The sequence below is a fragment of the Pontibacter diazotrophicus genome, from assembly GCF_003367245.1.
Classification (GTDB): Bacteria; Bacteroidota; Bacteroidia; order Cytophagales; family Hymenobacteraceae; genus Pontibacter; species Pontibacter diazotrophicus.
The window spans coordinates 1-22,130 of record NZ_QRGR01000015.1 but is presented as its reverse complement, the minus strand read 5'-3'; the positions used below and the strand labels follow the sequence as shown (position 1 = coordinate 22,130).

At 48.5% G+C, this 22,130-nt stretch carries 25 protein-coding genes and 1 pseudogene; 15 read left to right on the top strand and 11 right to left on the bottom strand.

The window, feature by feature from the left end:
• Positions 1-76 precede the first annotated feature (76 nt).
• Positions 77-304 (top strand): hypothetical protein, encoded by a 228-nt coding sequence (locus tag DXT99_RS14505; RefSeq protein ID WP_115566295.1) that lies wholly within the window; start codon positions 77-79, stop codon positions 302-304.
• Positions 305-435: 131 nt separating this feature from the next.
• On the opposite strand, the gene DXT99_RS14500 is transcribed toward DXT99_RS14505, so the two are convergent.
• The 3 genes from DXT99_RS14500 to gltX form a co-directional block, all read right to left on the bottom strand.
• Positions 436-1,200 carry a TIGR00266 family protein gene (locus DXT99_RS14500; protein WP_181885143.1) on the bottom strand — a complete coding sequence of 255 codons (765 nt, stop codon included), beginning with the start codon at positions 1,198-1,200 and terminating at the stop codon, positions 436-438.
• A 156-nt stretch (positions 1,201-1,356) separates the two neighbouring features.
• Positions 1,357-1,722 carry a hypothetical protein gene (locus tag DXT99_RS14495; protein WP_115566293.1) on the bottom strand — a complete coding sequence of 122 codons (366 nt, stop codon included), beginning with the start codon at positions 1,720-1,722 and terminating at the stop codon, positions 1,357-1,359.
• Between the two features lie 129 nt (positions 1,723-1,851).
• Positions 1,852-3,393: a glutamate--tRNA ligase gene (gene gltX / locus DXT99_RS14490; RefSeq protein WP_115566292.1), complete on the bottom strand. Its 1,542-nt coding sequence runs from the start codon at positions 3,391-3,393 to the stop codon at positions 1,852-1,854.
• A gap of 183 nt (positions 3,394-3,576) precedes the next feature.
• On the opposite strand from gltX, the gene DXT99_RS14485 reads away from it, so the two are divergent.
• Positions 3,577-4,599 (top strand): YihY/virulence factor BrkB family protein, encoded by a 1,023-nt coding sequence (locus tag DXT99_RS14485; protein ID WP_115566291.1) that lies wholly within the window; start codon positions 3,577-3,579, stop codon positions 4,597-4,599.
• Positions 4,600-4,749: 150 nt separating this feature from the next.
• Here DXT99_RS14485 and DXT99_RS14480 read toward each other — a convergent pair whose 3' ends face one another.
• Entirely contained in the window at positions 4,750-5,130 is a 381-nt protein-coding gene (locus DXT99_RS14480; RefSeq protein WP_115566290.1) for a RidA family protein, read from the bottom strand.
• A gap of 51 nt (positions 5,131-5,181) precedes the next feature.
• Between DXT99_RS14480 and DXT99_RS14475 the strand changes: the two genes are divergently transcribed.
• Entirely contained in the window at positions 5,182-5,859 is a 678-nt protein-coding gene (locus DXT99_RS14475) for a 3-hydroxyacyl-CoA dehydrogenase family protein (RefSeq protein ID WP_115566289.1), read from the top strand.
• Between the two features lie 65 nt (positions 5,860-5,924).
• Here the strand turns inward: DXT99_RS14475 and glmS are convergent, their stop codons facing one another.
• A complete protein-coding gene (glmS, locus tag DXT99_RS14470) occupies positions 5,925-7,760 on the bottom strand; it encodes a glutamine--fructose-6-phosphate transaminase (isomerizing) (RefSeq protein ID WP_115566288.1) in 1,836 nt (611 codons plus the stop codon).
• 115 nt (positions 7,761-7,875) lie between these two features.
• Positions 7,876-8,688, bottom strand: a complete 813-nt coding sequence (locus tag DXT99_RS14465) for a glycogen/starch synthase (protein ID WP_115566287.1) — start codon at positions 8,686-8,688, stop codon at positions 7,876-7,878.
• A 121-nt stretch (positions 8,689-8,809) separates the two neighbouring features.
• On the opposite strand from DXT99_RS14465, the gene panC reads away from it, so the two are divergent.
• The 7 genes from panC to DXT99_RS14430 all read left to right on the top strand — a co-directional run bounded on the left by panC (position 8,810) and on the right by DXT99_RS14430 (position 14,800).
• The gene (panC, locus tag DXT99_RS14460; RefSeq protein ID WP_246000738.1) at positions 8,810-9,691 is read left to right on the top strand and encodes a pantoate--beta-alanine ligase; all 882 of its coding nucleotides are present in this window, start codon (positions 8,810-8,812) and stop codon (positions 9,689-9,691) included.
• An 86-nt stretch (positions 9,692-9,777) separates the two neighbouring features.
• Complete coding sequence (gene panD, locus DXT99_RS14455) at positions 9,778-10,125, top strand: aspartate 1-decarboxylase (RefSeq protein WP_115566286.1); 348 nt, start codon at positions 9,778-9,780, stop codon at positions 10,123-10,125.
• A 13-nt stretch (positions 10,126-10,138) separates the two neighbouring features.
• On the top strand, positions 10,139-11,185 hold the full coding sequence (locus tag DXT99_RS14450; RefSeq protein ID WP_115566285.1) for a lysylphosphatidylglycerol synthase transmembrane domain-containing protein: 1,047 nt from the start codon (positions 10,139-10,141) through the stop codon (positions 11,183-11,185).
• The gene (gene rfaE2 / locus DXT99_RS14445; protein ID WP_115566284.1) at positions 11,169-11,660 is read left to right on the top strand and encodes a D-glycero-beta-D-manno-heptose 1-phosphate adenylyltransferase; all 492 of its coding nucleotides are present in this window, start codon (positions 11,169-11,171) and stop codon (positions 11,658-11,660) included. The genes DXT99_RS14450 and rfaE2 overlap by 17 nt, the downstream gene beginning before the upstream one ends.
• 15 nt (positions 11,661-11,675) lie before the next feature.
• A complete protein-coding gene (locus DXT99_RS14440; protein WP_115566283.1) occupies positions 11,676-12,356 on the top strand; it encodes a zinc metallopeptidase in 681 nt (226 codons plus the stop codon).
• A 218-nt stretch (positions 12,357-12,574) separates the two neighbouring features.
• Positions 12,575-13,717 (top strand): acyl-CoA dehydrogenase, encoded by a 1,143-nt coding sequence (locus DXT99_RS14435; protein WP_115566282.1) that lies wholly within the window; start codon positions 12,575-12,577, stop codon positions 13,715-13,717.
• 156 nt (positions 13,718-13,873) lie between these two features.
• Positions 13,874-14,800 (top strand): AraC family transcriptional regulator, encoded by a 927-nt coding sequence (locus DXT99_RS14430; RefSeq protein ID WP_115566281.1) that lies wholly within the window; start codon positions 13,874-13,876, stop codon positions 14,798-14,800.
• Here DXT99_RS14430 and DXT99_RS14425 read toward each other — a convergent pair.
• Genes DXT99_RS14425 through DXT99_RS14415 form a run of 3 tightly spaced genes read right to left on the bottom strand, consistent with a single transcriptional unit; the run spans position 14,783 to position 16,609 of the window.
• Complete coding sequence (locus tag DXT99_RS14425) at positions 14,783-15,547, bottom strand: geranylgeranylglyceryl/heptaprenylglyceryl phosphate synthase (protein ID WP_115566280.1); 765 nt, start codon at positions 15,545-15,547, stop codon at positions 14,783-14,785. The genes DXT99_RS14430 and DXT99_RS14425 overlap by 18 nt on opposite strands.
• Positions 15,537-16,232, bottom strand: coding sequence for a hypothetical protein (locus tag DXT99_RS14420; RefSeq protein WP_115566279.1), 696 nt, complete (start codon positions 16,230-16,232; stop codon positions 15,537-15,539). Before DXT99_RS14420 ends, DXT99_RS14425 begins: the two co-directional genes overlap by 11 nt.
• Entirely contained in the window at positions 16,229-16,609 is a 381-nt protein-coding gene (locus DXT99_RS14415) for a phage holin family protein (RefSeq protein ID WP_115566278.1), read from the bottom strand. Before DXT99_RS14415 ends, DXT99_RS14420 begins: the two co-directional genes overlap by 4 nt.
• A gap of 180 nt (positions 16,610-16,789) precedes the next feature.
• Here DXT99_RS14415 and DXT99_RS14410 point away from each other — a divergent pair, with 180 nt between their 5' ends.
• Positions 16,790-17,887 carry a J domain-containing protein gene (locus tag DXT99_RS14410; RefSeq protein ID WP_115566277.1) on the top strand — a complete coding sequence of 366 codons (1,098 nt, stop codon included), beginning with the start codon at positions 16,790-16,792 and terminating at the stop codon, positions 17,885-17,887.
• 11 nt (positions 17,888-17,898) lie between these two features.
• On the opposite strand, the gene DXT99_RS14405 is transcribed toward DXT99_RS14410, so the two are convergent.
• Positions 17,899-18,120, bottom strand: coding sequence for a hypothetical protein (locus DXT99_RS14405; protein ID WP_115566276.1), 222 nt, complete (start codon positions 18,118-18,120; stop codon positions 17,899-17,901).
• A gap of 314 nt (positions 18,121-18,434) precedes the next feature.
• Between DXT99_RS14405 and DXT99_RS14400 the strand changes: the two genes are divergently transcribed.
• The 4 genes and pseudogenes from DXT99_RS14400 (at position 18,435) to DXT99_RS14385 (ending at position 21,097) form a co-directional block, all read left to right on the top strand.
• Complete coding sequence (locus tag DXT99_RS14400; RefSeq protein ID WP_220273395.1) at positions 18,435-18,851, top strand: YybH family protein; 417 nt, start codon at positions 18,435-18,437, stop codon at positions 18,849-18,851.
• A 209-nt stretch (positions 18,852-19,060) separates the two neighbouring features.
• A pseudogene (locus DXT99_RS14395) lies at positions 19,061-19,312 on the top strand (heavy metal translocating P-type ATPase); the annotation flags it as partial.
• On the top strand, positions 19,275-19,724 hold the full coding sequence (locus DXT99_RS14390; RefSeq protein WP_181885135.1) for a hypothetical protein: 450 nt from the start codon (positions 19,275-19,277) through the stop codon (positions 19,722-19,724). The pseudogene DXT99_RS14395 and the gene DXT99_RS14390, both read left to right, overlap by 38 nt.
• Positions 19,725-19,732: 8 nt before the next feature.
• Positions 19,733-21,097, top strand: coding sequence for a hypothetical protein (locus DXT99_RS14385; protein ID WP_115566274.1), 1,365 nt, complete (start codon positions 19,733-19,735; stop codon positions 21,095-21,097).
• A 383-nt stretch (positions 21,098-21,480) separates the two neighbouring features.
• On the opposite strand, the gene DXT99_RS27060 is transcribed toward DXT99_RS14385, so the two are convergent.
• On the bottom strand, positions 21,481-22,130 hold a 650-nt coding region (locus DXT99_RS27060; RefSeq protein WP_449577987.1), incomplete at its 5' end, for an SPW repeat domain-containing protein.

Below are 22,130 nucleotides of genomic sequence, written 5' to 3'. Positions count from 1 at the left end.
TGTTTCAAAGAGGTGAGGGTTAACTGTTTATGTATATATTTGCTACATAGAATACTGACCTAAACAGCTTTAAGACATGGACATAATTATAGGGCTACTGGCCATTGTTTTTGCGCTACCTCTGCTTACCGGATACCTGGCCTACAAATATAAACGCTCTTTTTGGCTTTGGTTTGTATTAGCCATGGTCCTTCCGTTCATTTCATGGTTCCTGCTTGTTATCTTAACCTGGAGAGATGAGCGAAAACAACTAAGGCAACAAAAGCAGCAGGACATTGCTCCCGCTATTATTAAAACGAATTAGAAGTAAAAGCAAAGTAGCCCCGGTAAGTTTAAACTTACCGGGGCTACTTTGCTTTTAGAAGGACTCCTACGTCTAAACCCCATTAATAATTCGTAATTCAAAATTCATAATTGGGAGCGCAGCGACCGCGCCTATTCCATGAAGCTACTGAACATGCCACCTTCCTTTTTGGCATTTTCACCACGTGGCATGAGTGCCTCAATCAGTTTCTTCACTGGCATAGACTGTAGCCATACCCGGCCAGTGCCACGCAAGGTAGCCAGGAAAATGCCCTCACCACCAAATATCATTGACTTTAACCCGCCGGCACGCTGCACACTAAAATCGATGCCTTCTTCAAAGGCTACCACGCAGCCGGTGTCTACGCGCAGTGTCTGGTTGTTCAGTTGCTTTTCTACCACCGTGCCGCCGGCATGGACAAAGGTCAGGCCATCGCCCTGCATCCGCTGCAGTATAAAGCCTTCGCCGCCAAAGAAACCAGAGCCTAAGCGCTGGTTAAAATGGATGCTGAGCTTTGTGCCCAGGGCAGCAGCCAAAAAAGCATCTTTCTGAGCAATCAGGCTGCTGTTGCGCATCTGGCGGAGGTCAATGGGTAAGATGGTGCCCGGGTAAGGCGCGGAGAAAGCAACACGGCTTTTGCCAGAGCCACGGTGCGTAAAGTGCGTCATAAACAACGATTCACCGGTTATCATGCGGCTGCCTGCTGAAACCAGTTTTCCTAAGAAGCCCTGACTTGGGTTAGAACCGTCGCCCATCTTTGTCTGGAAATCAATGCCTTCTTCCATGTATACCATGGCACCGGCCTCGGCGATTACAGTTTCGTTTGAGTCAAGTTCAACTTCCAGCACCTGAATGTCATGACCGAAAATTTTGTAATCTACTTCGTGTGAGTTCATCATAGTTATGTGTAAGGTTGGTTAAAAGATACAATGCGCATAGCAGTTATAAAACGCATTTGCCGTTGTTTCTATATAACCTGATGCATGAGATTCAGATGAATATTTTATTTTCCTATATACAATGCATCAACACTGGCTGCACGTGATGCAGTATCAATCCTCATCGTCCTCACCCTCATCTTCACCCCCTTTCCTGCGGCGGGCTTTGGGCAGGTCAGGGTCATCCTCTGCATCAGATGTCGAAGTGGTGGTGCGCACGAAGTCCTCGTCTGTTTCTTCCACTTCATCGCCTTCTTCAATATGATACTCCTCTTCCTCGCGCTTGGCCTTTTCGGCGGCATCGCGCTTCACCAGCTTTTTGTCTTCCACGTTCTGGTTCAGGAAATCATTTATCTTGTCGATGCTATAGTTGGATATAATTTCGCCGTGTTCATTCACCTTTATCTCGAAACCCTCCAGGTCTTTATGCACTTTCGACTTTTTCTTGCTGCTCTTATCGTCTTTTTTATTTTTAGCCATGGTTATACAAGTTTATACTTTTGTTGTATAAGCTAAGCAGCCGCAATTTGTTGCAAAGAAGGTCTAAAGCAGGAAATAAAAAAGGCTAACCGCAATGGTTAGCCTTTCTCTTTATCTAAAGTATGCCGCTTACGCTGCCGCGTAAGGGCTCAGTTTATCAATAGCGGTTTCGATGCGGGAGGCTGTCTCTTCGCGTCCGATTACCTCTATAATATGCATTAGGTCCGGGCCCGCTTCTGCGCCTGTTACCGCTAAGCGCAGTGCCTGCATCACCTGCCCCAGCTTCATGTTGTGGCGTTCCAGAATGCTATTCAGCAGATCTTTCACGGTATCGGCATTAAAGTCCTCCAGTGTAGCAAGCTCATTTTTAAAGTCTTCGAACACGGCAACAGACTGGCTGTTCCACTTTTTAGAAGCTACCCTCTCACTGTATTCTGTCGGGGCGATAAAGAAATACTTCGCCTCCTGCCAGAAATCCTGCGGAAAGCTTACACGCTCCTTCATCAGGCCGGCTATTTTTTCTGCCTTCTCATGCGAGGTGGTGATATTATGCTCTTTCAGCGCTTTCAGCAGGTAGTTCGCCAACTCGCTGTCTGGCTTGGCGCGCAGGTACTGCTCGTTAAACCAGCGGGCCTTCTGAATATCGAAACGGGTGCCTGACTTGCCGATACGCTCTACTGAGAATTCTTCTATCAGCTCGTCCATAGAGAAGAGTTCCTGCTGCGTGCCCGGGTTCCAGCCCAGGAAAGCCAGGAAGTTTGTAAACGCCTCCGGCAGATAACCACTCTCGCGGTAACCTGATGAAACTTCTCCTGTATTCGGGTCTTGCCAGCGCAGCGGGAACACCGGGAAGCCCAGCTTATCGCCGTCGCGCTTGCTTAGCTTACCATTGCCGTCCGGCTTCAGGAGAAGGGGCAGGTGAGCAAACTCCGGCATGGTGTCTTCCCAGCCCAGGTAACGGTACAGCAACACGTGCAGTGGTGCAGACGGCAACCACTCCTCACCGCGGATTACGTGCGTAATCTTCATGAGGTGGTCGTCTACGATGTTGGCCAGGTGGTACGTTGGCATACCGTCCGACTTCATCAGTACTTTATCATCAATGGCAGAAGAGTGTACCATCACCCAACCACGAATCATGTCTTTCAGGCGCACTTCCTCTTTACGGGGCACCTTCAGACGGATAACATAAGGCTCACCAGACTCCAGGCGCTGCTTCACCTCGTCCTCCGGCAGGGTGAGCGAGTTCTTCATGGTGGCGCGGGTGATGGCGTTGTACTGTGGCGTGGCCACTTTCGCCGCCTTCAGGCGCTCACGCATTTCGTCCAGTTCCTCAGCTGTATCGAAGGCATAGTAGGCATGGCCGCTTTCGATGAGCTGCAGCGCATACTGCATGTACATCGGCTTGCGCTCCGACTGGCGGTACGGCGCATAAGGGCCTCCGTTCCATGGGCTCTCGTCCAGCTCGATGCCGCTCCACTCCAGCGACTCCCGGATGTAGTCTTCAGCGCCCGGCACAAAGCGGGTCTGATCTGTATCTTCGATGCGCAGAATCATTTTGCCGCCCGTTTTGCGGGCCAGCAGGTAATTATATAAGGCAGTGCGAACACCACCGATATGGAGAGGCCCGGTCGGGCTTGGGGCAAAGCGTACTCTAACTTCTCTTTCCATGTATTTTATCTGGTTCAGATCGTTCTAATTCGGCACAAAGGTACAAAATAAAGTTCGTTTAGGTAAGTGCTGCGGCAGCAAAGGCAGCGGAGCCAAAAGCAAGCAAGGGTGCTGATAATTAATCGATTATAAACATAATCAGATATTTCCGTATTTGCTTAGTAAAGAATCCTAAATTGTGCCATGGTAAAAAACCGGCTTAATATAGTATGGGGGCTGTTAAAGGAGACTTCGTCAGAGTTTATTGATAACAACTCCTGGCAGAAGGGTGCTGCGTTGGCCTACTATACTATTTTCGCATTGCCGCCCATGCTCATCATCATCATCAGCGCAGGAGGGTACTTCTTTGGGGAACAGGCAGTATCCGGAGAGATATACTATCAAATCAAGGAAGTTATCGGTGCAGAGGGGGCTTACTCGGTGCAGAAGATGGTGGAAAACGTAAATGAGTTTTCGAACATAACCCTGGCTGCAATAGCAGGTGTTGTTGCACTCTTTATTGCGGCCACGGGTGTTTTTATCTCGCTCCAGGACTCATTGAATGAGATATGGTACGTGAAGCCTAAGCCCAAGCGGGGCTATGTGAAGCTGATCCTCGATAGGTTTCTTTCCTTCGGTATGATTCTGATCATTGCCGTAATTCTGCTGCTCTCGCTGTTGGTAAACGCGGTATTGGTAGCCATAGGCGACTTCCTGACGGCGCGCTTCTCCAGTTGGGTTATATATGTGCTGCATTTTGCAAACTTCGCCTCTGTACTGCTGCTCATGTCTTTCCTGTTTGCCTGTATCTATAAGTTCTTGCCCGATGCTAAAATAAAATGGCGCGATGTATGGGTAGGGGCGCTGGTGACAGCGTTACTGTTTGTTGCTTTCCGGGGGTTGATCGGGTTTTACCTGGGCACAAACGACGTAGGCTCAGTATATGGAGCTGCAGGTTCTGTGGTTGTTATACTTACCTGGGTATTCTTTAATTCCCAGATTATCTTTTTTGGTGCAGTGTTTACGTTTGTGTACTCCCGAAAGTATGGCTTTAATATTTATCCTGCAGATTATGCGGTGCGTGTCATCCGGCGGCAGGTAGAGGTAGGGAACTCAGCCGTTAATGCCGATCCAAGTGTGGCTGAAGAAGATATATATGGGGAGCAGGAGAGGAAAGCTGCTGAAGAAAGAGACGAAGGAGCAGCCTCTCAGGGAGCGAATATCTGAGGGAAAGGCAGAACCTTACAAAAGACGGAGGACAAAGGAAGAAAGACAAATAAAGGTTCTGATGTTTTCCTTTGTCCTGTATCCTTTGTCCTTCGTCAAAGCATTTGTGTAGCGTTTGTCGAAGATTAAATTTTGGTGCCTGCAAACACGCTATTTGGCTGCGATGCAGGAAATCTCTACGTTAACATCTTTTGGGAGGCGGCTTACTTCCACGGTCTCGCGGGCGGGCGGGTTGCTGGTGAAATAGCTGCCGTAGGTTTCGTTGATGCGGCCAAAGTTGTTCAGGTCCTTTACAAAAATGGAGCACTTTAATACATTCTCAAAGCCCATGCCCGCTTGCTGTAGGATAGCGCTCAGGTTTTTCATAACCTGGTGTGTTTCATTTTCAATACTGTCGTTGATCAGGTTCCCGCTAGCCTGGTCAAGCGCTATCTGGCCTGATACGTATAGTGTGCCATTTGCCATGGTTGCCTGGCTGTAAGGGCCAATAGGAGCAGGTGCCTGAGGAGAGGTGATGATGCTGTGTGCCATAGACGGATTCGTTTTATATTGTATCTTTACTATCAAAAGTACTGAAATTTTATGCACATAGTTGTTTTATCGGGTCCGGAAGTGGCCGAAGAGTTTAAGCAGAAGTTCCCGGAGGGGAATAAAGAAATAAGCTTTTCCTTTTTGCACCACCATAACCAGCAGGGTGAGCAACTGCGGCCAACAGATATAATATTTGACTTTCTGCTGCACAGGCAGCCAAAGCGCCTGAGCCACTATGCGCCGGAGCAGGTGGTTTTCTGTAATGCCGCCACAGTGCAACTGGCGGCGCTGGTAAAGGAGGCTGAATTAGAAGAACCCTGTACTTTGATAGGTATGAACGGCCTGCCAACTTTACTCAACCGGCCTGTGCTGGAAGTAAGCCTGTTGAAACCGGAGCATGAAGAAAAGTTAAAATACATTTGTGCTGCATTAGGTACCGAGTACCTGCTGGTGGATGACAGGGTAGGCATGGTGACGCCGCGCATGATCTGCATGATCATCAACGAGGCCTGCTTTACCCTGCAGGAGGAGACAGCCAGCATAGCAGATATAAATCAGGGTATGAAATTGGGCACAAATTATCCGAAGGGTCCTTTTGAATGGGCAAATGAGATGGGTATAGCAAACGTATATGAGGTGCTGCAGGCAGTATACGAAGACACGAAAGACGACCGCTACAAAATCTGTCCGCTGCTGAGGACGAAGTACCTGAAAGGAGAGCAGTTTTAGGTTGATATAAAACAAAAGAGGAAGCCAGTGCTGGCTCCCTCTTTTGTTTATTGGAAAGGCAGGTATTATTCTACTGTTACAGACTTAGCTAAGTTACGGGGCTGATCTACATTGCAGCCGCGCATTACCGCAATGTGGTAGGAGAGTAACTGTAATGGAATAACAGACAGCAATGGCATCAGGTGCTCGCTGGTCTCTGGTATTTCAATCACATAATCCGCCATAGACGGTATAGTAGTGTCTCCCTCTGTTACCACAGCTATTACTTTGCCTTTACGTGCGCGCACCTCCTGCACGTTCGACACTACTTTCTCATACGAACTGTCCTTTGTGGCGATAACTACCACTGGCATCTGCTCATCTATGAGGGCGATTGGGCCGTGCTTCATCTCTGCTGCCGGATAACCCTCTGCATGGATATAAGAAATCTCTTTCAGCTTCAGCGCACCTTCCAGTGCTACAGGATAGTTATAGCCACGGCCAAGATAGATGAAGTTCGTTGCATCTTTATATTTGGCGGAGATTTCCTTGATTTGATCATCCAACAGCAGGCATTTCTCTACTTTTGCCGGAATGGTCTCCAGCTCTACCATTAGCTGGCGAAGTTTGGTTTCCTCCAGTGTTCCGCGCTTGCTGCCGATAATCATCGCGATGAGTGCCAGTACCGTTACCTGAGCGGTAAAGGCCTTTGTACTGGCAACACCAATTTCAGGGCCTGCGTGTGTATAAGCACCGGCATCTGTGGCACGGGCAATAGACGAGCCCACCACATTACAGATACCGAATATGGTAGCTCCCTTGGATTTTGCCAACTCAATGGCAGCCAGTGTATCCGCAGTCTCACCAGACTGAGAAATGGCAACAACAATATCATCTTCTGTGATGATTGGATTTCTGTAACGGAATTCTGAAGCATACTCTACCTCCACAGGAATGCGGGCAAAGTCTTCAATCAGGTATTCTGCTACCAGTCCGGCGTGCCATGATGTACCACAGGCTACAATGATGATACGCTTTGCATTCACGAACTTATTCTCATACTCACGGATACCGCTCATCATGAGGTGGTCGCTCTCTGCAATCATACGGCCACGCATGCTGTCCAGGATAGAGCGCGGCTGCTCAAAAATCTCCTTCAGCATGAAGTGCTCATAGCCGCCCTTCTCGATAGACTCCAAAGCCATCTCCAGGGTCTGTACATAAGGGGTTTGCTTCACGTCCTCTTTTGTCCGAATATCCAGCTCACCGTCTTTTATAACAGCCAATTCGTAGTCGTTCAGGTATACCACCTCGTTAGTATACTCAATGATAGGGGTGGCATCAGAAGCAAGGAAATATTCTCCCTTGCCAACACCTACAACCAGTGGGCTACCCTTACGGGCGGCAATCAGCTGGTTAGGGCTTTCTTTGGAAAGCACAACAATGGCATAAGCGCCTACTACTTCGTGCATGGCCAGTCGGACTGCTTCCGGTAGAGAGCAATCGTTGTTCTGGAAGATATCCTCAATCAGGTTAATGAATACCTCTGAGTCTGTTTCAGAGTGGAACGTATGGCCTTTCTGGATCAGGAGTTGCTTCAGCGAAGCATAGTTTTCTATAATACCATTATGGATAATGGCAATGCCCTTGGATGTGGAATAGTGCGGGTGGGCATTTTCATCGTTTGGCTCTCCGTGGGTAGCCCAACGGGTATGGCCCATGCCAATGTGTCCGTGTGTATCTTCTTCTGAGATAGCAGCCTCAAGGTCAGCTACCTTTCCTTTTTTCTTATATATATTCAGGGCGCCGTTCATCAACGCAACACCTGCGCTGTCATAGCCCCTGTACTCCAGCCGCTTCAGCCCTTTTATAATAATCGGGCAAGCTTCTCTATGCCCAACGTATGCTACAATTCCACACATAATTTAAGTTTGGTATAAAATATAATAGGTACCACAAAGGTACCTATTTATTAGAATTTTTATATATGTATTTAGGTCAACTTTAATAAAAAGTACGAACCATTAATTTATAAAGTTACTGGCCTAGCTGGTTGTAAAGTTCATAGTATGAGTCCAGGAGTGTGTCATCGGGCTTAACCGTGCTGATACTTTTTGTTTTCTTGAACTCAGTAAATATGGCATTAATGCTGTCACCAAAGTCTTCGTTGGTTTTAATAACAGCATCAGCGTACTTCATGCCACACTTCACAAAGCCATCACAATCAGCTGATTGTAGTTCTGTAAGCATACTGTCGTCAATATCCATCATCTTCACCTTATCCAGAAAGCCCTCGTCAAACTTCTGTGTATAGTTATGGTTATACACGGTGAACATCGACTTGGCATCTTTGAAAATAGGATCCTTCTTGTAAGTCGTTTTCAGGTACATCGGGATCAAACCTGTCATCCAGTCGTTGCAATGTACGATGTCTGGTGCCCAACCCAGTTTCTTTACAGTTTCTAATACACCTTTGCAGAAGAAGATAGCACGCTCATCGTTGTCAGCGTGGAATTTGTTGTTTTTGTCAACAAACACAGACTTTCTGTGGAAATAATCTTCGTTGTCGATAAAATAAACCTGTAGCTTTGCATTGGGGATAGAAGCTACCTTAATAACCAGCGGTTTCTCATCATCGCCGACAGCGATGTTGATGCCGGAAAGACGTACCACTTCATGTAACCGATTCTTGCGCTCATTGATCAGGCCAAACCGTGGCACAAAAATGCGTATCTCCATTCCTCGTTCCTGCATTCCCTGTGGTAGCGTCTGAAGAAATTCAGCTACTTTAGTGGTTTGTAAGAAGGGATTCATTTCGGTGGCGGCGTATAAGATTCGCAATTTAGACATGGATATGGGGTTAAAATTTAAAAAGCAACAGTAATGGGACGTGCAAAATTAGTAAATTTTATTCTAATTTTCAATTTTAAACGTTATAACTTACTTTTGCCGGCTTTTACCAATCCCAAATATGAATAGGACCGACATGGAAGTTATAAAGCAGGTTAGTACCATCCGGCAGCGGGTGCAGGCATTTCGCTGTGGCGGCAAAAGCATTGGCTTTGTACCTACCATGGGTGCCCTGCACGAGGGGCACCTGCAGCTGCTTCAAGCCTCCGCTCAGGAAAACGATGTCACGATCTGCAGTATTTTTGTTAATCCTACACAATTCAATAACCCGGACGATTATAAACTATACCCCCGTACCCTGGACCAGGACACCGAACTGCTGAAAACAGTTGGCTGCGATGTTCTTTTCGCCCCGAGCCCGGAGGAGGTATATCCACAACAACAGCCGCTGCTGCAGTTTAGTTTCGGAGCGCTTGAGGATGTGATGGAAGGAGAGCGCCGGCCGGGGCATTTCAATGGGGTGGCCACTATTGTAAGCAAGCTGTTTCACCTGGTGCAGCCGCACCGCGCCTACTTCGGGCAGAAAGACCTGCAGCAGGTGGCGATTGTGCGGCAGTTGGTACACACGCTTAGTTTTGACCTTGAACTGGTCTGCTACCCCACCGTGCGTGAAGAGGACGGTTTGGCCATGTCATCCAGAAACACCCGCCTGAACGAGGAGCAGCGGCAGATTGCTCCGAGCTTATATAAAGGCCTTAAACTAGCCGAAGCGCAGCTTCGAAAGCAGCCCGTGGCAGTTATAAAAGCAACGGTGGCTGCGTACCTCGAAAGCGTGGAGGGAGTAGAGCTGGAATATTTCGAAATCGCTGATCCCTCCACGCTGCAACCTGTGGAGGATGTGACTAATGTGCAGGAAGTGGCGCTCTGTATTGCGGCTGTTGTAGGACCTGTGCGCCTTATAGATAACATTCTGGTGAATTTAAACGAAGTACAGGTTGTTTAACCATGGAGGCGCAACGGGCACTTAGGGCTTTGATAGTTAATCTGAGGCCAATTATCTAACTTTGCGGCTCATTACAGAAAAACACCATGTATATTGAGGTTTTAAAATCTAAAATTCACCGTTGCAAGGTAACTCAGGCCGAGCTGCATTATGTAGGAAGCATCACCATTGATGAAGACCTGATGGATGCGGCCAATGTGGTGGAGAATGAGAAAGTGCAGATAGTTAACATTAACAACGGCGAGCGTTTTGAAACTTACGTGATAAAGGGAGAGCGTAGTACCGGCACCGTTTGCCTGAATGGCCCTGCGGCGCGTAAAGTGCAGGTAGGCGATATTGTTATCATTATCTCTTACTGCAGCATTAAGTTTGAAGACGCGAAAAGCCATACCCCGACCCTCGTGTTCCCGGACCAGCACAACCGCCTGGTATAAAAAACATTCTTTTATGAAGAAACTGCTCTCTGTTCTGAAGCCAGTGTTACTGCTGAGCGTATCCGCCTTTTTAATGTGGTATGCGCTCAAAGAACTGGACTTTGAGAAAATGTGGGAGGAGTTCCTCAACGCTGACTATGGCTGGGTGCTGCTGTCGCTGGTAATGGGCGTGCTGGCCTATCTGAGCCGCGCCATCCGCTGGCAGATGCAAATTAAACCTACCGGTTATCACCCATCGGTGCGCAATACCTACAGCGCCATGATGATTGGCTATATTGCGAACCTCGTGCTGCCCCGCATGGGGGAGGTAGTGCGCTGCAGCGTGCTCAGGCGCACAGACGGAGTGCCCGTGAACACAGGTTTCGGTACCGTTATAGCGGAGCGTATTATTGATATGGTCATGCTGCTGATGGCCATAGGGTTGACCTTTCTGATAGAGTTTGGCCGCATCCAGGCTTTTTTCCTGAGTCTTGTTTCGGATAAGTACAGTAACATGGAGCAAAGCATGAGCTCCCTGTACTGGCTGTTCTGGGTGCTGCTGGGCTTAGCGGTGATGCTGCTGGTTATCGGGCTGCGCTACCTGAACCGCCTGCGTAAAAATACCTACTTCCGGAAGGCAGTTGACTTTGTAAAAGGCATGTTGAAGGGCGTTTTCAGTATAACGAAGCTGGAAAACCAAGCCGCCTTCTGGATGCATACTGTTTTTGTGTGGGTGCTGTATTATGGTATGAGCTTAGTAGTCTTCTATGCTCTGCCTGCTACCTCCGGGTTATCATGGGGGGCTGGCCTTTCAGTGCTGGTGGTAGGTAGCCTGGGTATGGCAGCGCCGGTGCAGGGCGGCATAGGGGTGTATCATTTGCTGGTGCAGGCTACGCTGCTGCTGTACGGAGTGCCTAAAGAAGCGGGTATGGCCTATGCCTTGCTGGCGCACACATCGCAAACACTTTTGGTTGTTTTAATGGGAGTGCTTAGTTTTATGGGGAGCATGTTACGTAAGCGAAGAAGCGCGCGTATGCATCCTGTCAGAACAAAAGCAGAACCCCATGAACTCAACAGATAAGATCTTCACACTTCCGCAACTGCAGGAGCAGGTAAATGCCTGGCGCAGGCAGGGCCAAAAAATTGTTTTCACGAACGGCTGCTTTGACCTGCTCCACCTCGGCCACGTCGACTACCTCGAGAAAGCCAGCCAACTTGGCGACAAACTGGTGCTGGGCTTAAATACCGATGCCTCTATCAGCCGTATAAAAGGTCCAAACCGGCCCTTGCAGGACGAAATGTCACGGGCCAGAATTATGGCATCCCTTTTGTTTATAGATGCTGTAGTGCTGTTCGATGAAAACACGCCTCAGGAGCTAATAGAGGCGGTACAGCCGGATATATTAGTAAAAGGAGATGACTATACCATAGAAAATATTGTAGGCCATGAGGTAGTGCTGGCCCGGGGTGGCGAAGTGAAAACAGTGCCACTTGTAAAAGGCTACTCTACCACAAATATCGTTAAGAAAATAGAGAAGCAGTTAAATCAATCATAAGGTTAAAATAAAAACATGATAGGTATATATTTTATTGGTATCGTTTTCATGCTCGTGAGCATGGGGGTGAGCTATAGATTAAAAAGCAAGTTTAAGGAATATTCCCAGACGCCTCTTAGCTCTGGCCTGAGTGGCCGCGAGATAGCAGAAATGATGCTGGCGGACAATGGTATTACGGATGTACGCGTGATATCTGTAGCGGGCCGCCTGACGGACCATTATAACCCTCAGGACAAGACGGTAAACCTGAGCGAGTATGTGTTTGAGGCACGCAGTGCAGCGGCAGCGGCGGTAGCGGCGCACGAGTGCGGCCACGCTGTGCAGCATGCCAAGGCATATACCTTCCTGAAGTTCCGCTCGGCTATGGTGCCGGCACTTAGCATCGCTTCCCGCTATATGCAGTGGATTATCCTGATCGGTATCCTGATGTTGCAGACAACGCCCGTGCCTTTGGCCATTGGTGTAGCGCTGTTCGGTTTAACAACCATATTCAGTTTTGTAACGCTGCCGGTTGAATTTGACGCCAGTAAGCGCGCCCTTGCCTGGATTGACAGGAGAGGTGTAGTAACTGCGCAGGAGCATGGCATGGCAAAAGATGCGCTGAAATGGGCTGCCCTTACTTACGTGGTAGCGGCGCTGGGTTCTTTGGCTACCTTGCTATACTACGTGTCGCTGTTGATGGGCCGCCGCGACTAAATATTTTTCAATCTGCCTGATTGTGAAGCGCTACTTGTACTTTATGTATAGGTGGCGCTTTGTTTTTAGGAAAAAACAGAACCTGAATGGCTAAAATAAGTAACAGACACAGGGTATTGCATAATAATAAGTAGAATTTAGAGTTTAATAAATGCCACCGAATTCTTAGTTTTGTACCAGATAAGGTTTCATAGAAAAATTTTATAGATAAATCAAGAATGAATTTTCAATTTACGGAAGAACAATTGGCAGTACAGGCTGCCGCCCGGGATTTCGCCCAAACGGAACTTCTGCCTGGCGTAATCGAGCGCGATGAGCATCAGAAGTTTCCTACTGAGCAGGTTAAGAAAATGGGTGAGCTTGGTTTCTTGGGAATGATGGTGGACCCGAAATACGGCGGTGGCGGTATGGATGCTGTGTCTTATATACTGGCCATGGAGGAGATTTCGAAAATAGATGCTTCTGCCTCTGTTGTCATGTCAGTAAATAATTCGCTTGTTTGCTGGGGCCTCGAAACGTATGGCACTGAAGAACAAAAGCAGAAGTACCTGACAAAGCTCGCCACTGGTGAAGTAATAGGTGCTTTTTGCCTGTCAGAGCCAGAAGCCGGTTCCGATGCCACTTCACAGCGCACCACTGCCGAAGACAAAGGAGATTATTACCTGCTGAATGGCACCAAAAACTGGATCACTAACGGCAGCACTGCTTCTGTGTATGTTGTGATGGCGCAGACTAATCCAGAGAAGAAACACCGTGGCATCAACGCTTTGATAGTGGAGCGTGACATGGAAGGTTTTGTGGTTGGCCCGAAAGAAAACAAGCTAGGTATACGAGGCTCTGATACGCATTCGTTAATGTTTACAGATGTGAAGGTGCCAAAGGAAAACCGCATTGGTGAAGACGGCTTCGGGTTTAAGTTTGCAATGGCAACATTGGCTGGTGGCCGCATTGGTATTGCCGCGCAGGCGCTGGGCATTGCGTCAGGAGCCTACGAACTGGCTGTTAAATATGCGCAGGAGCGCAAAGCCTTTGGAGTGGAGATCGCAAAGCACCAGGCAATTCAGTTTAAGCTGGCGGAGATGGCGACGAATATTGAAGCTGCCCGTCTGCTATGCCTGCAGGCAGCTTACGACAAAGACACCCATCAGGATTATACTAAATCCGGTGCTATGGCGAAGCTGTTTGCCTCAAAAGTGGCCATGGAAACTACAGTGGAGGCAGTGCAGGTGCATGGCGGTTACGGCTTCGTAAAAGAGTACCATGTGGAGCGTTTAATGCGCGATGCTAAAATCACACAAATTTACGAGGGTACCTCGGAGATACAAAAAATAGTAATTTCGAGAGAATTACTGAAGCAATAAATGTCTTAAATAGCTGTTTATCTGCTGTTTGTGCTTTAGATATAGTTTTTCTAATTAAAATTTAATTTTTAATTTTTTTTGAATTTTATAAAGAATAATCTTAGCTTTAGGCCAAAATAAAGGGATAACAGTATAAAAGCTAGTTGGTAAACATACATGGAAGATTACAATAAGATTATTGAGTCGCTTGGGGTGCGATTCATTAAAGCTAAGAATCTGGTGTTGCAGCAGCCGTTCACGGTGCGCAATTACTATGATGTAGGTAACAATTTGATTCTGCTCCATAAGGGCAGCATCTTTTTTGGCAACGAGGAGCAGTTAGTAGAAGAAGGGGAACTTCTATTTATTCCGGGCGGCCGAAGCACAAAAGTTACTTATGGCCCATCGGGTGAAGGAAAGTCCATCACAAACGATGACCTGATCACAAACAGGGAAAAGTTCTTTAAAAGCAACAACGATCTTGATTTGATAGGTGATGCAGAAGAGAGCCACAGTTATGTGAGTTTTGAAGCGAAAGTATTCGACTCTGTTAACTTCTTTGCTTCTCTGGATCTGCCAGCGTTCCTAATCTCTAACAACAGCAAGCTGGCCAACTTGGTCATCAAAGTGGTGGAGGAGAGCATGCAGGAATTGCCGGGTAAAGAGCGCCTGATCAATCTGTATACAGAGCAGATAGTGGTGGAGATTGTGCGCCACATCCTGCGTAACAGAATGTTCGTGGAGCAACTGGCTACAAACAGCACCTACTTTAAAGATCCACGCCTCATCGACCTGTTCAACTACATTAAGGAGAACATTGGTGGCGACTTGTCAAACAAGGTGCTTTCTAACGTAGCAAATGTATCGGAGGACTATGTAGGCCAGTATTTCAAGATGCTGACGGGCATTAACCCACAAGATTACATTGAGTACCAGCGTATGGAGCGTGCCGTATTCTTACTACGCACAACCAAGAAAAGCATCCGTGAGATTGGTAAGGAAGTGGGCTACAAAGATACCGCTTACTTCTGCCGTCGCTTTAAGATGATGTTCGGTATACCTGCCGGTAAGATGCGCCGCCGCGAATCAGCGGTGAACATCTAAGGTAACGTTGTACGAAGAGACAAGATTAGAAACCTCGGCCAGAAAGCCGGGGTTTTTTTCTATGTGGTTTCCTATCACAATCACATCGGCACCTGCCTCCAGCGCAGTTGTTGCCCTGGTTGTCGTGTTGATGCCGCCACCCACAATAATAGGAATATCAACCGCCTCACGCACGGCCATAATCATATCAGGGGCAACAGGGGTAAGGGCGCCGCTGCCGCCATCTAAATAAATGTAACGCAGGCCCAGCAGTTCGCCGGCCATGGCAGTGCAGGCGGCAATAGCGGGCTTATCATGAGGGATAGGTGTAGTGCCGCTCATATAAGAGGCAGTGGTCTGGCGGCCGGAATCCACTAATATATAACCTGTAGGGTAAACCTGCAGCCCGCTGGCCTTAAGAGTAGGGGCGGCAAGTACATGCTGCCCTATAAGGAAGTCAGGGTTACGGCCAGAGATAAGCGAGAGCAGCAAAATGCCGTCTGCCTGTTGGTCTATATGCTGGCTGTTGCTCGGGAAAAGAATAACGGGCGTAGCCGTATTCTTTTTCAGGAGCCGGATAATGCCTGCCTGGTTATCTGTTGTAATCAGGCTGCCGCCAACAAAAAAGAAATCGATAGGGTGAGACGCACTTACGTCAATAAGGTTCAGGCAGGAAGCCTCTGTCAGGTTGTCGGGGTCGAGCAAAACTGCAAAGTGCTTCCTGCCTGTTTTTGAAGGTTGTATTTGTTGAAGGTCGTTAAATGGCATTCTCTTCTGGAACGATATACTCAGTTGTCTCTATTTCGGTAACCTCTACTACAGGCTTAGCTGCAATATCGTTATTTTCAGAGACACTGTGAATGTATTCCTCCAGCTTTTTGCCCGCATATATGAGCAGAAAGGCCACAGCCTGTTGCGTGAGCACCTTGCCTAACTTGGATCGCTTCTGGCCCTTTACCTTTGTTTTATCCTTTTTTTTTGCTTCAGTAAGGGTATGGCCGTGGTCGGCATGGGGCATGCGCTCTGAAGAGATAGTGTATTCATCCTCCTGCTCATGCATCAAAGAATCGTAGTCTATAACAGGCGTAGAGGATGGTACATGCTTGACATGCCTTTGCATAACATCAGCGTCTATGATAGGCGTAGAGGATGGTCTGTCAGCAACATGACTTTGCGAGGGAACCATGCTCTTAATGGCATTCTTCTTCTCTTTCTTCTTCCTCTTTCGCTCCGCCTTCATTGACTTTACTTTACTTGCGCCGCCACCAATCATGCGTTTCAGCAGGTAGCCTGCCAGTAAAACCCCGCCAGCCATGGCTGCTTTCTTGCCATATTCCTGCCCCTGGGATTTTATCTGATCAACGTCACCTATCAGGGCGTTTTTATACTCTTCTTTCTGTCGCTCTAAAAACTCCCGCTCATTGTTAAATAAAGGATTGGATAACTCGCTCATACGTGTGGTTCTCTTTTGTCTGGTTTATATAATGTGTTGTCAAAGGATTTATCTGCTACGCTCTGGAAAGCCTTCTTGTCTAGACCTATTATAAGTATCACCAGAATAATGATGTAAAATAGTGCTACAATTCCAAAACCCCAGAAGGTGCTATTTAGCAGGGAGTTAAGTAATAAGCCCAGAAAAATATTCACAAAGATAAAGCACATAAAAGCGACAAACCCAAGTAGAGCAAAATGCAGTGTGCTCACAAAGACTGCTTTTAACTTTTCCTGTATCTCTAGCTTTATGATGTCAATCCGAGTGTCAATATACCCCATCAGGTTCTCCATGAGGTTGGGATTTCGGTCCCGTGTTCCATTGTCTTGTATTTCCATAGTTTCTTTTAGCTTTTTTTACGCTTTACCTGTATACGAGGGTATAAACAAAAATTTACGTAAAGTATAATTAAGTTAAAATACGTAATATATAAGAAGTTAAAAGTGTAGTACGGATTTTGCGATATCTTGTCCGGATTTAAGTAAATTTAACAGCGACTTTCTTAGCTCAACACCTGCTTGGAATACAATCTATATAACGTTTTAGGTATAAGACCGGAAGCTTCTCTGCAAGAAGTGAAAGGGGCTTATAAGCGGCTCGCGCTCAAGTACCACCCGGACAGGAACCCAGGAAACGCGCGTGCCGAAGAACTGTTTAAGCTGGTGAACAGTGCTTATCAGACACTGTCTAACCCCAGCAAACGCGCCCGGTACGATATGCGCCTGCAGTTTCAGCGCCAGCAGCAGCGCTCGGTAGTGCAGTACCAGCAGCGGTATGAGGACCCACGCTACGCCCATTCACGGCCACCGGCAGGAGTGTCTGAACGCCACTACCGCAATATCAAGCGCGACGATAACCGCTTCTCACGCAAAGACTGGTACATAACTTTTGCCTTTGTGGCAGGCCTGCTGTTTTTCAGCCTGCTGCTGAAAGTGGCCATGGACCATATTACCGGCGAGGATAAGTACAAAACAGCTCTGACATATATAGAAGACGGGAAGTACAGCAGTGCGCACCGCCTGCTGACAGATGCCATTCAGTTTATGCCTGAAAACGCAGCGGCTTACGAGGCAAGGGCCAGGATAGAACTGAATGTGTTCGACAATTACTCCTCAGCATTGCGGGACTTGAACAGGGTTATTGCACTGCGGGAGCAGCCTTCCGCGCAGGTATACTATATGCGCGGGCGTAGCTATCAGCAACTGAAACAGCACGAGCAGGCAGAATATGATTTTACACTGGCGCTTGAGTTGGATAGCACTTTCTGGAGAGTATATCTGGTGCGGGGGGAGGTAAGGCTCTTTTACCTGAAAAAGTACGAGCCAGCCATTGCTGACTTATCCGTTTACCTGGAGAATACCAGCAACAGTTCGGATGTTGTGTCAGCGCTGACCTACCGCGGCTTTGGACACTATAAGCTGGGAAATTATGATTTGTCGGAGCAGGATTACCGCAGGGCACTGGCCATGGACAAAGATAACGGACGTATCTATTATCTACTGGGGCGCACGGAACTGGAGCAGCAACCGGACTCGGCCTGTGCGCACTTATCCAAGGCTTACCAGTTAGGCTACTCTGCGGCGCTGCTGGAGTTGGAGGCCAACTGCCAGGACTAAGCCAACAGCTGTCACTTTTCCTGTAATTTGAGGCTTGTCCAGTCTAATGCTCTTAAAAAAACAGCCTCGTTACGTAGGCCATCTAAAATATTTCTTCTTCTGTTCATGCTGTAGTTGGTTAATGTCAGAGCTGAATCTTTATAAAAGAAGAAATAAAGCAGGGTGAGGAGAAGTACGGTGCCGATACCTGCAGCCATGGCAGCGTAGATGGCGCTCCATCTGAGCTTATTCATGATAGCTAGCTTAGGTTTTTGTTTAGCATTGAATCTAAATTAGAAGATCCAATCTATAGCAGAAAGTAGAAGAAGCAAAGTTAAGTTCTATATTATTATTATTATTATTTGGAGTATATTTTATACTTTTATAATGAAGTAGCGTAGGTATATTATTAAGTATTACTCTTTTACAGTTATATAAAAGCCAGTATAATTCCATTTGCGGTAGTACACACCCTGCATATCCGTTGCAATTTCCAGGTCGTGGCATGATGCAGTACAGCTGCTGCGGCAATTTCACTCCAATCTTCTAACATTTAACTTTATAGAACATGGAAGCTAACACAACAATGGGTACAGCCAATGCAGCCGAAATCCGCAACGAAATTGAGCGGGCAAATCAAAAGTTTATGGAAGCCTTTCGCCAGGGGAATGCTGCGGGTTTGGCAGCGCTCTATACAGAAAACGGAATGGTGTTGCCGCCCAACCACGATTCTGTAGAGGGCCGGGAGCAGATAAAGGATTTCTGGCAGGCCGTGATGAATATGGGAATTAAATCGGTAAAGCTTCAGATAGGGGAGGTGGAGCAGCATGGAGACACCGCTATTGAGATGAGCCGGGCTACACTCTACATAGAGGGTGATCAGGAAGTTGACCAGTCAAAATACATCGTAATCTGGAAGCGTGAAAACGGAGAGTGGAAACTGCACCGTGACATCTTTAACAGCAATCTGCAGGCGCAGGGGTAGCAATGGCAAGGTATTGCTGTGAACCCTTTGCCTGAAACAATTTAGCCAGCCTGCGAATCAGCAAAATCTCTGCTGATTCGCAGGCTGGCTGCTTTTCCCGTAGTTCTGGAACAAATAAATTTAACCGATCACCGGGAGCGTTAGCTTCAGCTTACCCCAGGTTAGAATAACAGCACCTGTGTTACCGTTGCCGGACACTGATTCATAAGGGAGACGGAGTGAACGATGCTGCCCTGGCCCAAGCTGATGTAGGGATAGCCGTAGGCTCAGGCACGGATGTGGCTGCCGAAACGGCTGACATTATCCTGATGAACAGCAATCCGCAGGAAATTGCTTCTCTCATTCTCTTCGGAAAGGCTATTTACCGTAAAATGATTCAGAACCTTATCTGGGCCACAGGCTATAACATTATTGCCCTGCCACTTGCTGCCGGGGTGCTCTACCAGCTGGAAGCTGTACTCCACCATCCTGAACAATGATGCTTACCGTACAGAAATGATGGCCATGATGCGTGATGCCCCTGCGGGTGGCATGATGGGGAACAGGGGGCATATGGATGGAATGATTGGCTCTGACGGCGTGATGATGAACCAGAGTCCGGAGGCAATGGAAGATGTGATGCAGCAGATGATGGCCCGATGCGAAACAGACACGGCTGCCTGTAACTTGATGTCGCGGATGATGGTGCGCCACAGCAGTATGATGCAAAATATGGCGCAGCACATGCAGGAGAACGGAATGGTGGACCAGGCATGTATGCAGCAGATGATGCAACATATGAATACGAAACAGGAGATTGAATACGAACAGGAGATAATTTTTTTTGCCACTCTCGGGAACTCCACAGACGAAGACGTGCGGTCATCGTATTAACCTAAGCTATGAAAACACTAAAAAATCTACTATGCTGCCTGGCTACAGCCGCTTTGGCTCTTCCGGCTACAGCGCAGCACCAGGGGCACCAGCAGCAGGCGCAGGATACCACTCATCAGATGGGGCACCAGATCGGCATGCAGCACGGAGACATGCAGATGCCGATGTCGCATGCCTTTTCCCGTAATTTGCCCATGAACCGCAACGCCTCCGGCACGGGTTGGCTGCCGGACGAGTCGCCGATGTACGGCAACATGTACCATCGCGGCGATTGGATGTTTATGCTACATTACAACCTGTTTCTGCGCTACAACAACCAGGATGTGTTTGAAGTCGGCAACCGGGGCGACAGCCAGTTCGATGCACCCAATTGGCTCATGCTGATGGGGCAGCGGTTTGTTGGCGACAGGGGGCTTTTCCGCATCAGCGGCATGATTTCCCTGGACCCGCTAACGGTAGGCGGCAACGGTTATCCACTGCTCTTTCAGACCGGCGAAACCTTCGAAGGCTCTCCGCTGATAGACCGCCAGCACCCACACGACCTTTTTAGTGAACTCTCTGTCGGCTACACACACATGATTTCAGAGGAGGCTGATGTGTTTGTCTATCTGGGGTACCCTGGTGAGCCAGCCTTAAGTAACGTTGCCTTTATGCATCGCCCATCGGCGCTGAACAATCCTGATTCACCGCTGGGCCACCACTGGCAGGATGCCACCCACATCACGTTTGGAGTGGCTACATTGGGGGTTCGTTATCGCAATTTTAAATTAGAAGGCTCCTCCTTTACAGGCCGTGAGCCGGATGAGGAGCGCTATGACTTTGATAAGCCCCGCTTTGATTCCCGTGCAGTACGCTTGACGTTTAACCCGGGCCCGAGCTGGAGTCTGCAAGCGTCAACTGCCTATGTGAAAAGCCCGGAGGTGGCAGAGCCGGAAGAGGATGTGTATCGCTCTACTGCCTCCGTACTTTATGGGAAGCAGTTAGGGGGCAGCAACCGCTTTCTGACCACAACCCTGAACTGGGGCTACAATTATGTTGATGCACACCATAAAGAGCATTCGGTGTTGCTGGAGTCAAACCTACAGCACGACAGGTTCGCCGTTTACGGGCGTTACGAGTGGCTGCAGAAATCCGCAGCGGAGCTGGGGTTTGAGGAAGGTGTGTTCGGGCACGACGCCCTCTTTGGCATACAGGCATTGACGGTTGGGGCAAACAGGCAGTTGGCGCAGCTGGGCACAGTAAACCTGCACCTGGGGGCGCAGGCAAGCGTGTTCAGGGGCAGCAGTGAACTACATCCTTATTATGGTGAGCTGCCTGTAAGTGCGCAGGTCTACCTGCGTGTGTTTCCTACCATCATGGTGCCTCGTCAGTAGCGGTCCATTTCTTTGTTGCCTCTGGCTCAACCTTCGCTAAATGCATGACCGAGCTGTGTGCAGTGGTAAGCAGGCGGTGCGCCGATACCTGCGGAAGCCATGAGGAGTAAGAGCAGAAGACGATGTGCCGAAATTTGTTGTGAGTGCGAGGAGGCTTGCAGAAACTATCAGGGAGTAAAGGCATAACCAACTCCTGTTCTAAAATGCAACCATACTCCCTCCTGTCTTCTTTGTCTGCTTCAGAAAATGCCTCTCGTCCTCATCTCCTGCCAAGCAACACAGCTCTGCCTTTGTCTCCAGGTTCTGCGCATAAATGGTGTTGAAGACAGCTGGTCCTGATCTCCCCGTCGGAGAGCACTTTCTTCTCATCTGACTGCGCCTCTTTACTTGATGTACTCATCCCATCCAGCATAGCGCTGTGTCTTGGGACCCAGTGGTAAAGCCAGCGCCGCCACTGCCAGGCCAAGCGCCACACCGGTTATACCCAAGCCGGTAGAGCTGTTATCCAGAAACCAAGGGGCCACCGCCACGGCCAGGCCAAGTAAGATATTGCCATAACGGCAGATGCGCAGCGGCTCTCCCATGCTGATAACGGACACCACCACGATGAGCGAGCCGCTCAGGTGGAAAACATCGGCCACCGTTTCCTGTATGCCCACGCCAAAAAATCCTGGAGCAAACACCAGCGCCACACCCAACAGCGTCGCCACACTCAGTGTCCACGGAAAGCTCACTCCCCAGATAGAGGCGCTGTACACCGGCCCCGGCTTCTGCGGAAATTCCATCATGTCAGGGGCTTCGTCTTTCGCATCGCTCTCGATATTGCCGCCTTTCCAGAACACCTTCCAGAAGCTCTTGCCCTGGTTCACCTTCCTTTTCATGAACTGCCCCATGGCAATCACCTCGTCCACCTCCAGCGGAATCATGGGTATCATGATGGCCGCAGCCAAAATGCAGAGGGTGCACCAGGCGCCCACTATGACAGGCTGGCTGATGACCAGGAAGATGTGCACCAGCCCCAGCGGGATAACCA